Below are 15,245 nucleotides of genomic sequence, written 5' to 3' on the forward strand. Positions count from 1 at the left end.
CCCGCGTGTGCTGTCCGATCGCTCTATGCCGGGATCAGCAAGTAAGGAGAGCTACCGACCAGTGGCTGCCAAAGACTCCACCGCATCGGGTTCGACCAGAGCGACCGGGAAGCAGGACTACGGTGCCTCCTCCATCACGGTTCTCGAGGGACTCGAGGCGGTTCGCAAGCGTCCGGGCATGTACATCGGCTCCACCGGTGAGCGCGGTCTGCACCACCTGATCTGGGAGGTCGTCGACAACTCCGTCGACGAGGCGATGGCCGGATACGCGACGAAGGTCGAGGTCACTCTGCTGGCCGACGGCGGCGTCGAAGTGATCGACGACGGCCGGGGCATCCCGGTGGAGATGCACGCGCAGGGTATCCCGACCATCGAGGTCGTCATGACCCAGCTGCACGCGGGCGGCAAGTTCGACTCCGAGTCCTACGCGGTGTCCGGTGGTCTGCACGGCGTCGGCATCTCCGTGGTCAACGCGCTGTCGACGCGGCTGGAGGCCGAGATCGACACCGGTGGCTATCACTGGACCCAGGAATACAAGGACGCGAAGCCCGGCAAGCTCATCCAGGGCGAGCCGACGAAGCGGACCGGTACCACCATCCGGTTCTGGCCGGATCCGGACATCTTCGAGACCACCACCTTCAACTTCGAGACCGTCGCGCGCCGGTTGCAGGAGATGGCGTTCCTGAACAAGGGCCTCACCATCGTTCTCACCGACCAGCGGGTCAGCGACGCCGAGATCACCGACGAGGTGGTCAGCGAAACCGCCGAGGCGCCCAAGCACGCCGAAGAGGGCGCAGCGCCCGCCGAGCACAAGGTGAAGTCCCGGACCTACCACTACCCGGGCGGTCTGGAGGACTTCGTCCGCCACATCAACCGGACCAAGCAGCCGATCCACAACTCGGTCGTCGGGTTCACCGGCAAGGGCACCGGCCACGAACTCGAGGTCGCGATGCAGTGGAACTCCGGTTACTCGGAGTCGGTGCACACCTTCGCCAACACCATCAACACCCATGAGGGCGGTACGCACGAAGAGGGCTTCCGCGCGGCGCTGACCACGGTGGTCAACAAGTACGCCAAGGACAAGAAGCTCATCAAGGAGAAGGACGGCAACCTCACCGGTGACGACATCCGGGAGGGCCTGGCCGCCATCGTGAGCGTCAAGGTCGGCGAGCCGCAGTTCGAGGGCCAGACCAAGACCAAGCTGGGCAACACCGAGGTGAAGTCGTTCGTGCAGCGCACCTGCAACGAGCACCTCACCCACTGGTTCGAGGCCAACCCGGCCGACGCGAAGACCATCGTCAACAAGGCGGTGTCCTCGGCGCAGGCCCGCGTCGCGGCGCGCAAGGCCCGCGAGCTGGTGCGGCGCAAGTCCGCCACCGACCTGGGCGGACTGCCCGGCAAGCTGGCCGACTGCCGGTCGAAGGACCCGAGCAAGTCCGAGATCTACATCGTGGAGGGCGACTCCGCCGGCGGCTCGGCCAAGTCCGGGCGCGACTCGATGTACCAGGCGATCCTGCCGCTGCGCGGCAAGATCATCAACGTCGAGAAGGCGCGCATCGACAAGGTCCTCAAGAACAACGAGGTCCAGTCGATCATCACCGCGTTCGGCACCGGCATCCACGACGAGTTCGACATCAGCAAGCTGCGGTATCACAAGATCGTGCTGATGGCCGACGCCGACGTCGACGGCCAGCACATCTCGACGCTGCTGTTGACCCTGCTCTTCCGCTTCATGCGCCCGCTGGTCGAGCACGGGCACGTCTACCTGGCGCAGCCGCCGTTGTACAAGCTGAAGTGGCAGCGCAGCGAGCCAGAGTTCGCCTACTCCGACCGGGAACGCGACGGCCTGCTGGAACGCGGTCTCGCCGCGGGCAAGAAGATCAACAAGGACGACGGCATCCAGCGCTACAAGGGTCTGGGCGAGATGAATCCGAAGGAACTCTGGGAGACCACCATGGATCCCAGTGTCCGGGTGCTTCGTCAAGTGACGTTGGACGACGCGGCCGCGGCCGACGAGTTGTTCAGCGTGCTGATGGGCGAGGACGTGGAGGCCCGCCGCAGCTTCATCACCCGTAACGCCAAGGACGTCCGCTTCCTCGACGTGTGACCTGCCCGAGGCGCCGCCGATGGCGGTGGCGCCCGGCAGTTTTCGCACGTCAGCCCGTTAAGGAGACTTCATGACCGACATCACCCTGCCGCCGGACGGTGCGGGCGACCGCGTCGAACCGGTCGATATCCAGCTGGAGATGCAGAACAGCTACATCGATTACGCGATGAGCGTGATCGTCGGCCGCGCGCTACCCGAGGTGCGCGACGGCCTCAAGCCGGTGCATCGCCGCATTCTCTACGCCATGTACGACAACGGGTACCGGCCCGATCGCGGATACGTGAAGTCCGCGCGCCCGGTGTCGGACACGATGGGTAACTACCACCCGCACGGCGACTCGGCGATCTACGACACCTTGGTGCGTATGGCGCAGCCGTGGGCGATGCGCTACCCGCTGGTGGACGGCCAGGGCAATTTCGGCAGCCGCGGTAATGACGGCGCGGCGGCCATGCGTTACACCGAGTGCCGCCTCACGCCGCTGGCGATGGAGATGCTGCGCGAGATCGACCACGAGACGGTCGATTTCATCCCCAACTACGACGGCAAGACGCAGGAACCGGTGGTCCTGCCGAGCCGCGTGCCGAACATGCTGATGAACGGCAGCAACGGCATCGCGGTCGGCATGGCGACCAACATCCCGCCGCACAACCTGACCGAGCTCGCCGCCGCCATCTACTGGGCGCTGGACAACCACGACGCCGACGAGGAGGCCACCCTCGCCGCGTGCATGGAGCGGATCAAGGGCCCGGACTTCCCGACCGCGGGCCTGATCGTCGGCACCCAAGGCATCCACGACGCGTACACCACCGGCCGCGGTTCGATCAAGATGCGCGGTGTCGTGGAGATCGAGGAGGACAATCGCGGCCGCACCACGATCGTCATCACCGAGCTGCCCTATCAGGTCAACACCGACAACTTCATCAACGCGATCGCCGAGCAGGTCAAGGACGGCAGGATCGCCGGGATCGCCGACATCCACGACGAGTCCTCCGACCGCGTCGGCCTGCGCATCGTGGTGACGGTCAAGCGTGACGCCGTCGCCAAGGTCGTGCTGAACAACCTGTACAAGCACACCCAGCTGCAGACCAGCTTCGGCGCCAACATGCTGTCCATCGTCGACGGCGTGCCGCGCACGCTGCGCCTGGACCAGATGATCCGGTTCTACGTCAACCACCAGTTGGACGTCATCGTCCGGCGCACCAGGTACTTGCTGCGCAAGGCGGAGGAGCGGGCGCACATCCTGCGCGGCCTGGTCAAGGCGCTCGATGCGCTCGACGAGGTCATCGCGCTGATCCGCCGCTCGGCCAACACCGACACCGCGCGCACCGGCCTGATGCAGCTGCTCGACATCGACGAAATCCAGGCGACCGCGATCCTGGACATGCAGCTGCGGCGGCTCTCGGCGCTGGAGCGGCAGAAGATCGTCGACGATCTGGCCAAGATCGAAGCCGAGATCGCCGATTACAAGGACATTCTCGACAAGCCGGAGCGGCAGCGCGCGATCGTGCGCGACGAGCTGGCCGAGATCGTGGAGAAGTACGGCGACGATCGGCGCACTCAGATCGTCTCGGCGGACGGTGACGTGGCCGACGAGGATCTGATCGCTCGCGAAGACGTGGTCGTCACGATTACCGAGACCGGTTATGCCAAGCGCACCAAGACGGATCTCTACCGCAGCCAGAAGCGCGGCGGCAAGGGCGTGCAGGGCGCGGGCCTCAAGCAGGACGACATCGTCAAGCACTTCTTCATCACCTCGACGCACGACTGGCTGCTGTTCTTCACGAACAAGGGCCGGGTCTACCGCGCCAAGGCCTACGAACTGCCCGAGGCCAACCGCACCGCGCGCGGCCAGCACGTGGCCAACTTGCTGGCCTTCCAGCCGGACGAGAAGATCGCCCAGATCATCCAGATCAAGTCCTACGACGACGCGCCGTACCTGGTGCTCGCCACCAAGAACGGCCTGGTGAAGAAGTCGAAGCTGACCGACTTCGATTCCAACCGCAGCGGCGGCATCGTCGCGGTGAATCTACGCGACGAGGACGAATTGGTCGGCGCCGTGCTCTGCTCGGCCGACGACGATCTGCTCCTGGTCTCCGCGCTCGGCCAGTCGATCCGGTTCTCCGCCACCGACGAGGCGTTGCGTCCGATGGGGCGCGCCACCTCCGGCGTGCAGGGCATGCGGTTCAACGACAGCGATGAGCTGTTGTCGCTCAACGTGGTCCGCGCCGGCACATATCTGCTGGTCGCCACGTCCGGCGGTTACGCGAAGCGGACCGCGATCGAGGAGTACACCGCGCAGGGACGCGGTGGTAAAGGCGTATTGACCATCCAGTTCGACGCGAAACGTGGCACCCTGGTCGGGGCGCTCATCGTCGACGACGAAGATGAGTTGTACGCGATCACCTCCGGGGGCGGCGTCATCCGGACGGCGGCTAAGCAGGTTCGTAAGGCTGGACGACAGACCAAGGGCGTGCGATTGATGAACCTCGCCGAGGGCGATACCTTGCTTGCGATCGCGCGCAATGCCGATGAGCCCGATCCCGATCAGGTCTCCGGTGGCGGCGACACCGGCTCCTCCGAGAAGTAACCCAACAGCGGCGGCAACGAACGGATCTAAGGATTCCCATTGACCACTCCGAATCAGCCGAATGACGAGCGGCACCAGACGAACGGTGTGACCGAGCGGATCGCACCGTCACCGATTCCGCCGCGGCCGATCCCACGGCCGGTCGCCTCGGCCGAGAACGGTCAAGGCCAGCAGAGCGGCGGCCAGCCGGGCGGTCACCCTGGTGGCGGCCATCCCGGTGGGCCGCAGCCGGGTGGTCCGCAGGGCCAGTCGAACGGGCCGCAGTCCGGCGGTCATCCGGGTGGCCAGCCGGGCAACCAGCCCGGCGGCAACCAGCCGCGCGAGATCCGCGATCCGCAGGTCGCGCAGCAGCAGGGCGCGCCCGACCAGACGCCCGGAGGCGACGGCCAGGATCGCTTCGACCAGAAGACGACCCGGATCCCCAATCAGGCCCCGCAGTCCGCGCCCGAGAGCGAGGACAAGCAGCCGGTGGGCGCCACCAATGGCGGACAGCAGTCGCCGTATCAGGACGGGTGGGCGCAGCTGCCGCAGCGGGAGCCGCAGTCCAACCTGTACCGCCCGGGGCAGGCCCCGGTCACCGGCCGCCCGACCTCGGGCGGCGCGGGCGGCGGCCTCGGCGGCACGTCCAACGCGCGTACCACCGCCGACTTGGCCGCCAAGGCGGCGCGCAAGGAAGCGGCGATGGTGAAATCCGTCGGCATCGACGGCCCCACCCGCAGCATCGCGCGGCCGGAACTGATCAAGGACATGCCGGACCTGTCCGAGATCCGGCATCCGCTGCCGCAGCCCGAAGCCGCGGGCCAGCAGTCCGGGCCGGTTTCGCCCGCGGTTCCGGTCGCGGTCGCGGCGGTCGCCTCCGGCGAGCCGCTGCGGGCCACCGTGCAGATCCGTCGCATCGACCCTTGGTCGACGCTGAAGATCTCGCTGGTCATCAGCGTGGCGATGTTCTTCGTGTGGATGCTGGCGGTCGGCCTGCTGTACATCGTGCTCGAGGGCATGGGCGTGTGGGAGCGGCTGAACAACACGTTCACCGACATGGTGTCCCAGGACAGCGGTTCGGTGGGACTGATCGACGCGGGCACCGTGTTCGGGTACGCGGGCGTGATCGGCTTGATCAACGTCGTGCTGTTCACCGCGCTCGGCACCGTCGGCAGCTTCATCTACAACCAGTGCTGCGACCTCGTCGGCGGCATCCAGGTCACCCTGGCCGACCCCGACTAGTCCCGGAACGTCCAGACGGCCGGTACTCGCCCAATGGGCAGAGTGCCGGCCGTTTTCGTGGATACTGTCACTTGACGGACTGTCATACCGGCGGCGCTGACAGCGGCTGTCGCTGCCGCCGTAAGTGCGCCGCGCTAAGGCTTCTACCAGCCGTTTTGGTTCAGTGGATAGGTGTTGTGTAGTCTCTACACGTCGTTGTTCATGCAAACAACACAAACTACGGGCCTATAGCTCAGGCGGTTAGAGCGCTTCGCTGATAACGAAGAGGTCGGAGGTTCAAGTCCTCCTAGGCCCACCTCCCTCAGTGCCAGATCAGGCGCCATTCCGGTCTTCTCGAGCCGATCTACCGTTGCGTCATCAACCGGCCGTCCGCCGTTCAGCGGACTTCGCCGCATTCCCTGTAGACCCGGCGCGTCCGCTGCTTCACCCCGCGCTCCAGCGGCCCGGTACCGCACCGTCTACTCGGCGCTGATGCGTGAAGGACTTCTACGCCGATTGGCTGATGAAGCACCACAAGGCGAGGGCGGGGTGTGCGTCACAAAGCCCGCCAGCGACGGAGTCGGTCGGTGCCGGGGTGAAGGCCTCGAGCGGAAGGGGTTCGGCCGTGCCGGCGCCGACCGCCGGGGGCACCGTCGTCCGGCAATCGCCGGTGCCCTGCGCACACGCCGGTCGGTCGTCGAAATCCCGGCCGCGCTCTCGGGGTTCTACTGGCAGAACTGGGGGCCCTGGTTCATGAGCATCAGCTTGATGATGGTGCAAAGGATTCCCGACGACGAACCGCTCGCCGAGCCGCTGTCGCCGGCGGCGATCGAGGACACAGACGGAGTGGGCTGCGAAGTCTCCGCCTGCGCGGTTGCGGCAGGTGCCAGCACAGCCACGGTCAAAAGCGCGCCGATGGTGAGCCGAGTGATTCGAGTCATGTCGAATCTTCCTTTCTCTCTTGGGTTTTCGGTCCGCCGAGGCGTACCGCCAAGTCCATCGGCGGCTCCACTTCCGCCGTTACAGCGGTGTTATCCAACGACCGTTCGCCCCCCGGACACTGCCCCCGGCCCAGAATGACCACCTGCGGGACGGTGTTCTGGGCCTAGGCGACTTCCTGGCGGGCTCGCGCGTGCCCGAGATGTCTCCGCGTATCGGCACTTGCTGTTCAGACCGGAGACTCCCGCTGGGACGCACCCTTGTAACACCAAGGGCGGTCGGTGCGACATCGCTGACAATAGTTGAGGGACAAGAACATTCGTAGCGCTGCGATGCCGCAATGCGTCGCTTCGGCGCGCCGGTGATCGCGGGCACGAACGAATATCGAAACCGAGGCTCGGTCAGCAATTTCGAGGGGTGCGCAATGAACGTCAGACTATCGGCTGTGCTGTCGATCGCGGCCACCGTTGTGGTCGCAACCGCCGCGTGTGGGACCGATTCGAGCACATCGGCCGGGTCCGCGACGTCGGCGGGAAGTACGACCACCGCGTCATCGGCGGGTCCGGCGGCGACGCGGACAACAGCGATCGGCGAACAACCGGGGGCGGCGCCACAACCAGGAGGGGTACCGCAAGCGGGAGGGGCACCACAGCCGGCGACGGCGCAACAACCGGCTCCCGGGGCCACCGCGGTCCCGGAACCATCCGTTGCGGCGACCTCGTCTCCCGCTACGCAGTCGGCGCCGGAAGGTAGCGGCCACGGCCTGTGCTTCGACGTCAACTCGGCGCTCGCGGCGTCCTCGGTCGCCACGTTGGCCGCGCCGCCCGGTGGCGGGTCGTGGACGATCCAAGGGGCGAGCGAGGATCCCATCGCGGCAGGATGTTCCGGGGTGCTGTCGTGGATGACTGTGGAATGGCCGGGAATTCATCCCGGCACACACGTTCTCTTCTTCACCGGCGGGAAGTATCTCGGGACCGCGAGCGCGCGGCCGTATGGGTACACGACAGTTCTGGGCAAGACCCGCGACACCGTGTCCGTGCAGTACCGCTGGCCGTTGAAGGACGACGCGCTGTGCTGCCCGCAAGGAGGACCGAGCGTCGTGACATTCACCCTGAACGGCACCACCGTGCAGGCGAACGGGCAGTTCCCGCCGGAGAACTGAACGGTCCACACCGGAACCACACGAAAAAGGCTCACGCTCCGTGAGCATGAGCCTTCGACGAGTGGAGCCTAGGGGAATCGAACCCCTAACCCCTGCCTTGCAAAGGCAGTGCTCTGCCAATTGAGCTAAGGCCCCGCGCGTACATACGCCTGCAAAACGTTACCTTCTCGCCGCTGAGATGGTCAAAACGGCAGGTTGTCGCGTCAAGCCGAGCGCCGTCGGCCGCGCCCGGGTGACGCCCGGTCAGGCGCCGCGCTCGAGCACCTCGGCGAGGGAAGGCAGGGGCGCAAGCAGATCTCGTCCGCCTCGTCGGCCGGAACGCCGAACATCCGAAGCAGGTCTTCGGTGACCTGATCGGTGGCGGCCGCGTCGTCACGGTCGGGGTGATCGTGCAATAACCGGCCGAGACACAGAGCGGCTCCGGCCACGATCGTCATGGCCAGTTCGGCGTCCGGTGTGCGGAAACGGCCGATGCGAGCGGCGGCCTCGACGTCGGGGCGAGCGCGCGGTGCGAGTCTCTTCTCCGAGGCGGTGAGCGTCAGGCCGTTGTTGAGCAACACCTTGCTCAGAGTCGGGATTCTCCGGTGCAGCCTCGATGATGATAACTCATTGTTCAGTCTTGACGAATCCATCAGAGATCCGGCTCGAGTCCTTCTGGGCGGGCTTCGGGCACCGCAGTAGGGTGGAAACCATGAAACTTCTTCTCACCGCCTGTGTCGTGGTCCTGGTTCTCTTCGGCATCTCCAAGCTGCGCCAGCGCAGCGACGCGGACATGTGGCACGAGGTGACCACCCGCTGATCCCGGGAGGGGCCTTAGCTCAATTGGCAGAGCACTGCCTTTGCAAGGCAGAGGTTAGGGGTTCGATTCCCCTAGGCTCCACTGATTACCTGAAACGCTTCGTTCCGGTGCGGCGGCCTACCGGCTGGTGCGTTGGTGTGCGCACCCGAGCTTCGAGGCCGATACGGATAACGGGTGTCCCCCCGACGAATTTCGAGTCGACAGCAGCGGGAACACGGGCTCGCCGTCCCGGCGGGGTGGTGAAATTTCCGGCCGGATAGCCGGAACCTTTGTGTCCAATTGGACACAGAGCGGCAGCGGCACAGCCGCGACAAGGCGCCGCAATCAGACGATATTCGTCGATACTGTGCCAGACTGGCCCGGCACAGTAATACACTCCTCACCCTCGGAGGAACGTCAATGACGAATTCTGTTGCGCCACTCGAATTGCCCGAACCTCTGGTCATCACGCTGGGGAATCTCAAGGGCGGTGTCGGCAAAACGACATCAGCGTTCTTCTTGGCGAGCTACTTCGCTTCTGTTCACGAACTGCGGGTGCTGGTGATCGACGCCGACCCGCTCAGCCAGACCGGCTACTCCTGGTACCGGCGGCTGGTCAAGGGGGGCATCGAAGTGCCGTTCCATCTGGTCGCGTTCCCGTCGCGGCATGTCGGCGACTGCATCACCGACAATGCCGCCGATTTCGACGTCATCATCGTGGACGCCGGGGGTGAGTCGGCCGATATCTTCAAGGCCGCTGTTCCGGAGAGCGACGAGCTGTTGCTGTTGACGAGTGTGAGCCCGTCGGAAGTCAAACGCGTGCCGAGTACGTTCAAAGCCGCCGAGGAGGCGGCGGCCGACACCGACCGGGAAATCCGGGTGCGGGTGCTGATGACCAAAGTCCCGGTGATCATGAAGAAAGGCGTCAATGTCTCGACCGAATACCGTGCGCAGCGGGGCCATTTGGAAAGCGCGGGCTACGACGTATTCGATTCCTATTTGAGCGCCTGGAAATGGTATCGGGAGGCGGCCGACGGGGAGGTGGGGGAGGGCGCCGAGAATCCGATCGAGGATTTGGGCGAGTACCGCAAGGTGGGCGACGAGCTGCTGAGCGCGTATCGCGCCCTGCTGGAGGTGCCTGCCTGATGCCTCCACAACGCAGGAAGGGTTCGATCGGCGGGGCGAATCCGCTATCCGACGGGGCCGAGCACACGCCACCGGTGTCCCCGCTGCGCGACGCCGAATGGCGGCGGTCGAAGCCGGCCGTGAGCCCGAATGTATTGACCATGCCGGTGCCGGACGCGGGTGACGGACCCCTGAGCGACCGAGAACGGGCGCAGTTGACGGCGTGCGAGTCGTCGATCGACACGCTGCGGATCGCATTCTGGGCCGCCGGGCGTGCGCTGCAGATCGTGCGGGACGGCAGGCTCTACCGCGACAGTCACGAGACGTTCGACGACTACGTGGAACAGCGGTGGGATATGCAGCGGTCATACGCGCACAAGCTGATTCGCGCTTGGCCGCTCGCCGCGCGGCTGCAGCCGGTCGCGCCCGCGATCAACGAGGGCCAGGTCCGCGAACTGCTGCCGGTGGCGGCCGAATACGGGGAAGACGCGGCGGTCACCATCTACACCACCGTGGCGGCGGGTGCCGACGTGAAGGTCACCGCGGGAAAGCTCCGGCAGGCGGTGGCCCTGCTGCCCGAACGCTATGACGAAGAAGTGGTGGTCGAGCGTCTCCAAGCGTGGCTGCGCGGCGAACTGCCGGGCGACCCGACCGATCGCTCCGCCGACATCTTCACCGCCATGGAATCCCGGCTCGCGGCGCTGACGAAGCGCGTGGTCAAAGGGTCCAGCGACGACCCACGCGCGGCGCGCGAATTCGCGGCCAAGCTCCGTACGATCGCCGAGCAGATCGAGGAACAGATCACCGCGTGAAATCGCAGTCGGCGACGGCCCCGCAGCGGAATGTTTTCCCTGCGGGGTCATTGCGTATAGGGGGAACGAATTGCGAGACGCGGAATTATCGTTGCGAGTGTCGGAACGAGTTATTATTTCGTTATGGAAATAAAGGTGTGTTGTGCTTTACGTGATGCAAACTATGCCGAAAGGTGAATACTCGGATCGGATCCGCTGGACTGACGAAGCACCGTGATGGTTTTCGAATCAATTCGAGGTCTTTGGTGAAGTCCGTCGCGCCACGCATGGCGGCGTCGTATGGCTCCGCCGGAGGCCGGCGATATGAGCATCGGAGGACCGCATCATGGCATCATCGACCGACGACCGATATATCCGCTACCTGCGACGTGCTGTGCTCTGGGCACTCGCCACCGGAGCGGCCGCATTCATCGGCGTGTTGTGCAACGCGGGGGAGGCATCGGCCCAGCCGGTGACCATTCCGGGCGTGGGAACGTTCGAGATTTCCGACTACATTCCCCTGAACAACGCCATACTCCCCGTCACCGAATCTCCGGTGACCGCCGGGTTCTCGGATATCGAGAACATCGCGAGTACCCCGGTTCCGCAGATCGAGATCGCGCCTGCCACGCTCGGCCCGGCGATCGAGTCCCCGGTTTCGGTGAAGATTCCCGTAATCGAGCTGCCGTTACCGACGACGGTGCCCGCGATCGAGATCCCACTGATCGGCGTGCTTCCGGAGATCGAAATCCCTTTCCTCGGCGACCTCCCGCAGATCATGCCTCGGGCGCCCACTCCGCCCGCCGCGGTGATTCCGCAGAGGACCGCCGGTGAGATGGCCGTCGACGCGGCACGAACCAAACTCGGTTCCGATTACAGCTATGGCGCCGTCGGCCCGGACTCCTTCGATTGCTCCGGGCTGGTGCAGTGGTCCTACGAGCAGGCCGGCGTGGAGCTGCCACGCACCAGCTACGACCAGCTCGCCGCCGGAACGCCGGTACCGCTCGACGAACTGCGCCCCGGCGACATGGTCTCGTTCTACGGCGGAAGCCACTCCGCCCTCTACGCAGGCGACGGCAAAGTCATCCACGCATCGACATACGGCACGGGCGTGACCACTTCCCCCCTCTCCTCGATGCCGGTGACAGGCGCCCGCCGATTCTGATTCCCTCTGGTGCAGCCGCACCGCGGTTCGCAGGTCAGGGAGAGACCGCCGCCGCTTCCAGTGCGGCCAGCGTCTCGGCATCCGGCCAGTGGCGGATTTCGTAGCGGCGAGGTGAGAGATCCGGGACCGGAGTGAGGCCGGTCAGTCCCACGACAGCATCGAACGGGACCTCGAAAAGACGCTCCAGTTCACCTCGGTCGTCACGGCAGAAGGCGACGTAGTCGGCCTCCGGGAGCAAATAGTCGACACCCTCCCCCCAGACGGTGATCGTGAAGGGACCGTTGTCGCCATGGCCGTACATGACCGAACCGACATAAGCGGACTCGAGGTCATAGGGCGTGAATTCCAGATCGCGCTCGACGATCTCGTTGAGAATCTGAGCCTGCGCGTCGTATTCGGTGACCGCCAAACCGCATCGGGCCCGCTGCACGGCGGGCAGGTGGCGGTGCGCGGGCGAACGATCGAGCGGAATGACCGCGCCACTGTCGTCCACGGTGTACCCCTGTGGCGAGACCGGCCGGGCCGCGTCACGGTACTGCTCTTCCACCACCTCGAAGATCGGCTCGAGATCGTCCGCGCCGGTCGCGATGATGAGCGTGTCGACATCGGGCATGAAGGCGACAGGTGGTCGGGTTCCGAAGCCGGAACCGGCGAGCCAGCCGGGGAACAGCGGCCATGATGTGCAGTAGCCGTCGCCGTCGTCGACGAATTGCAGGATGCCGTCTTCCTCTATGTCGGTGAAACTCACTATCGCGCCGAGGTTCTCGCGCGCCGCCGCGAAAACCTCCTCGGGACTCACATCCCATTCGCGCAACGACGCGTAGGTGACGATCGATCGGGTGTGGGGCAAATCGATGGCCACCATCTCGTCCACGAATGGAAACGCGGAGCGAGCGATCGGCCGCGACTCCGGTTCGACGCCTGCGCCGAAGCTGTTGGGACGCAATACCGGCCGCAGCATGGACCGCACCGAAGGCCAACCCGGCGCGGGGGCGCGTACCTCACGCACGGCGTCGCAGTGCTGTGCGACCCGGGCATCGCGCTCCGTGGCATCGAGCTCACGCGTTTCCCGAAAGATGTTGTGCAGGTCGAGAAACAGATCGCCGACGCGTATCGCGAACTCGTCCGGGTCGTATTCGACATCGGTTTCGCCCAGCGCCGCCAGATGCTGCATGACGAGCGCGGCGAAGGCGGCGGCTTCGTCTTCGATATTCTGCACGCGGCCACGGTAGTCGCGAAGTCCCGCGGTCACTCGGCGGTGGCTTACCGCGGGAGGGGACCGTGCCGATCCAGGTGCAGATAGGTGAAGCCGGTGACGAGCAGGCACACGACTGTCGCGGTGATCAGCATGGCCCAGCCGGCGACCAGCAGGCTCAGCAGTCCGCCGAGCAGCGCGCCGAGCGAGAAACCGGCATAGAGCAGGAAGTACCCGAGCCAGTCCGCGTAGTCGCCACCGCTGAGGTGGCGTTCGACACCTTGACCAAGCTTGACGAGCGTCCCGGTGACGTAGCTGAGTGGTATGGAGACCTCACCGTTGCGGACGAACGATGTGTTGAGCGCGCCGACGCCGAAGGCGACGAACAAGATCGGCAGCAGACCGATCGGCTTGCTGGACGTCTGGTATTCGAGCAGGTCGACGGCCGAGGCCAGCGCCAGGCAGACAGTGGTGAGCAGAGTGGGCCCGTGCGGGTGCCCGGACCAGTAGCGTCTGCGGCACCATGAGGCCACCACGACACCGGACAGGAAGGACATCAGCAATCCGGCGGCCGCCAAACCCATGTCCGATTCGTCGTGGAAGTACCCGAGGACGGCCCGTTCGGTATTGCCCGTCATGAAAGTGACGAAATAGCCGGCGGTATGCATGAACGCCGCCGCACCGATCAACCCGGCGAGTGCCGCCAGCACCCAGGACAGTCTGGCTTCGGAGTCGAAAAGTGCCTTCTTGCGATCTTCTTCGAGTTCCGGCACAGGTCGAACTCCTTCCGGTACGGCGCGGCAGTTCAGTCAAGCAGGCTCGTCGACGGAATCGGCTCACGCAGGGCCGACCGTTGCTCATAGATCGCCGGCATTCCGGGCACGTTCCGTCGACGCATGCTCGCACGCGATATCGAAGCGCCGTTTCACCCTGGTCGGCGGGCCGTCGTCCGCACCGAGCCCTCTCGAGCGAGTCGCTGCTCGGTTACCGTGCTGAGGTGGATACTCTGCTCGACTTCCTGCTGACCGAGCCGGTGGCGGCCGCGCCGCTCGATGACGTCGCCGCGGCGTGGACGCGACATCGTGTGGCGGCGAATCGTTTCGAGCAGCCGGTGGAGGTGTCGATCGCGGGCGGCTTCGGAGCCGACCGGCTCGGGTTCGCCTTCCTGTCCGGTTATCAGGAAGCGCTGCGGACGCTGATTCCCGACCTGCCGGACGACGAACTGGTCGCGATGTGCGCCACCGAGGAAGGCGGCGGTCACCCCGCCGCGATCCGCACCACGCTCACCGAGCGGGACGGGGTCTGGCTGCTCGACGGCGCCAAGTCGTTCGCGACCATGGGCTCTTACGCGCGACAGCTGGTGGTGATCGCCAGTGTCGGCACGGCGCCGGACGGGCGGAACCGGTTGCGCGCCTGCACGGTCGAGACGGGGGAACCAGGCGTGCGCCTGACCGATCATCCCGCGCTGTCGTTCGCGCCCGAGGTCCCGCACGCGTCGGTCGTGCTGACCAGCGTGCCGGCGCTGCCGCTTCCCGGTGACGGATATCTGGACTACCTCAAGCCGTTCCGGACGATCGAGGACATCCACGTGCTGGCCGCCACGCTGGGCTGGCTGGTGCGGGTGGCTCGGGTGTCGCAGTGGCCGCGCGCGAGTCGGCAACGACTGTTGACACTGGTGGCCGCCGTGCGCGGCCTGGACATCGATGCGCCGGGTGCTGCCGGGGTGCACATCGCCCTCGGCGGGGTCTTCGATTCGTTCGGTGACGTGCTGGCCGAACTCGAGCCTTTGTGGCAGTCCGCCGACCCCGTGACACGGCAGCGGTGGGAGCGTGACCGGCCACTGCTCGCCACCGCCGGGCGCGTGCGCGCGCAACGCCTCACCGCCGCGTGGCGGGCGGTGGAACCGGGCGACGACCAAGCGGGAACAGGGGTCTGACCTGGTCTGAAAATGGGGAGCGGGCCTCGGCGAAGGGGGGGAGTTAGCCGAGGCCCGCGTAGGGTCGGCCCGGGGGGGAGGGGCCGACGAGAACGATGCTACTCGATGATGTGCGTTTGTGTGTGCGGGGGGACGGCCGCGCTCCAAGTTTTTTTGGGTGGGCTTACTTTCTGGATGCCGCATGGCAGTTGTCACTGGCCCCTCGGTCGCCAACGCCATTCCCGCCTGTTGGCTTAGTGTTTGCCAAAAGTGTTGTGAAG

Annotated in this window: 11 protein-coding genes, 3 tRNA genes and 1 pseudogene; 10 read left to right on the forward strand and 5 right to left on the reverse strand. The window is 65.8% G+C overall.

The annotated features are described in order from the left end of the window. Positions 1-61 precede the first annotated feature (61 nt). The 4 genes from gyrB to ACIA5H_RS18810 all read left to right on the forward strand — a co-directional run bounded on the left by gyrB (position 62) and on the right by ACIA5H_RS18810 (position 6,210). Positions 62-2,107: a DNA topoisomerase (ATP-hydrolyzing) subunit B gene (gyrB, locus tag ACIA5H_RS18795; RefSeq protein WP_379249645.1), complete on the forward strand. Its 2,046-nt coding sequence runs from the start codon at positions 62-64 to the stop codon at positions 2,105-2,107. A 70-nt stretch (positions 2,108-2,177) separates the two neighbouring features. After that, positions 2,178-4,694 (forward strand): DNA gyrase subunit A, encoded by a 2,517-nt coding sequence (gene gyrA, locus ACIA5H_RS18800; protein ID WP_379249647.1) that lies wholly within the window; start codon positions 2,178-2,180, stop codon positions 4,692-4,694. Positions 4,695-4,733: 39 nt separating this feature from the next. Then, entirely contained in the window at positions 4,734-5,915 is a 1,182-nt protein-coding gene (locus ACIA5H_RS18805; protein ID WP_397076916.1) for a DUF3566 domain-containing protein, read from the forward strand. 221 nt (positions 5,916-6,136) lie between these two features. Continuing rightward, a tRNA-Ile gene (locus tag ACIA5H_RS18810) sits at positions 6,137-6,210 on the forward strand. Positions 6,211-6,619: 409 nt separating this feature from the next. Here the strand turns inward: ACIA5H_RS18810 and ACIA5H_RS18815 are convergent. After that, positions 6,620-6,835: a hypothetical protein gene (locus ACIA5H_RS18815; protein WP_355073416.1), complete on the reverse strand. Its 216-nt coding sequence runs from the start codon at positions 6,833-6,835 to the stop codon at positions 6,620-6,622. Between the two features lie 899 nt (positions 6,836-7,734). Here ACIA5H_RS18815 and ACIA5H_RS18820 point away from each other — a divergent pair. After that, positions 7,735-7,995: an LppP/LprE family lipoprotein gene (locus ACIA5H_RS18820; protein ID WP_355073414.1), complete on the forward strand. Its 261-nt coding sequence runs from the start codon at positions 7,735-7,737 to the stop codon at positions 7,993-7,995. Positions 7,996-8,057: 62 nt separating this feature from the next. On the opposite strand, the gene ACIA5H_RS18825 is transcribed toward ACIA5H_RS18820, so the two are convergent. Together ACIA5H_RS18825 and ACIA5H_RS18830 are read right to left on the reverse strand one after the other, a co-directional pair. Further along, positions 8,058-8,130 (reverse strand) — tRNA-Ala (locus ACIA5H_RS18825). Between the two features lie 68 nt (positions 8,131-8,198). Beyond that, a pseudogene (locus ACIA5H_RS18830) lies at positions 8,199-8,594 on the reverse strand (hypothetical protein); the annotation flags it as partial. 208 nt (positions 8,595-8,802) lie between these two features. Here ACIA5H_RS18830 and ACIA5H_RS18835 point away from each other — a divergent pair. From ACIA5H_RS18835 to ACIA5H_RS18850, 4 genes are all read left to right on the forward strand, one after another. Then, a tRNA-Ala gene (locus tag ACIA5H_RS18835) sits at positions 8,803-8,875 on the forward strand. Between the two features lie 198 nt (positions 8,876-9,073). After that, positions 9,074-9,919: a ParA family protein gene (locus tag ACIA5H_RS18840; protein ID WP_355073412.1), complete on the forward strand. Its 846-nt coding sequence runs from the start codon at positions 9,074-9,076 to the stop codon at positions 9,917-9,919. Beyond that, positions 9,919-10,710 carry a hypothetical protein gene (locus tag ACIA5H_RS18845; protein WP_355073410.1) on the forward strand — a complete coding sequence of 264 codons (792 nt, stop codon included), beginning with the start codon at positions 9,919-9,921 and terminating at the stop codon, positions 10,708-10,710. Before ACIA5H_RS18840 ends, ACIA5H_RS18845 begins: the two co-directional genes overlap by 1 nt. Positions 10,711-11,332: 622 nt before the next feature. Continuing rightward, complete coding sequence (locus ACIA5H_RS18850) at positions 11,333-11,854, forward strand: C40 family peptidase (RefSeq protein WP_397077020.1); 522 nt, start codon at positions 11,333-11,335, stop codon at positions 11,852-11,854. A 34-nt stretch (positions 11,855-11,888) separates the two neighbouring features. Here ACIA5H_RS18850 and ACIA5H_RS18855 read toward each other — a convergent pair whose 3' ends face one another. Both ACIA5H_RS18855 and ACIA5H_RS18860 read right to left on the reverse strand, forming a co-directional pair. Beyond that, complete coding sequence (locus ACIA5H_RS18855) at positions 11,889-13,073, reverse strand: hypothetical protein (protein ID WP_397076917.1); 1,185 nt, start codon at positions 13,071-13,073, stop codon at positions 11,889-11,891. Positions 13,074-13,117: 44 nt separating this feature from the next. Beyond that, positions 13,118-13,822: a YoaK family protein gene (locus ACIA5H_RS18860; protein WP_397076918.1), complete on the reverse strand. Its 705-nt coding sequence runs from the start codon at positions 13,820-13,822 to the stop codon at positions 13,118-13,120. A gap of 224 nt (positions 13,823-14,046) precedes the next feature. On the opposite strand from ACIA5H_RS18860, the gene ACIA5H_RS18865 reads away from it, so the two are divergent. Then, complete coding sequence (locus ACIA5H_RS18865) at positions 14,047-14,985, forward strand: acyl-CoA dehydrogenase family protein (protein WP_397076919.1); 939 nt, start codon at positions 14,047-14,049, stop codon at positions 14,983-14,985. Positions 14,986-15,245: the final 260 nt, after the last annotated feature.

Origin of the sequence: Nocardia sp. NPDC051900 (assembly GCF_044452545.1) — a bacterium.
Classification (GTDB): domain Bacteria; phylum Actinomycetota; class Actinomycetes; order Mycobacteriales; family Mycobacteriaceae; genus Nocardia; species Nocardia sichangensis.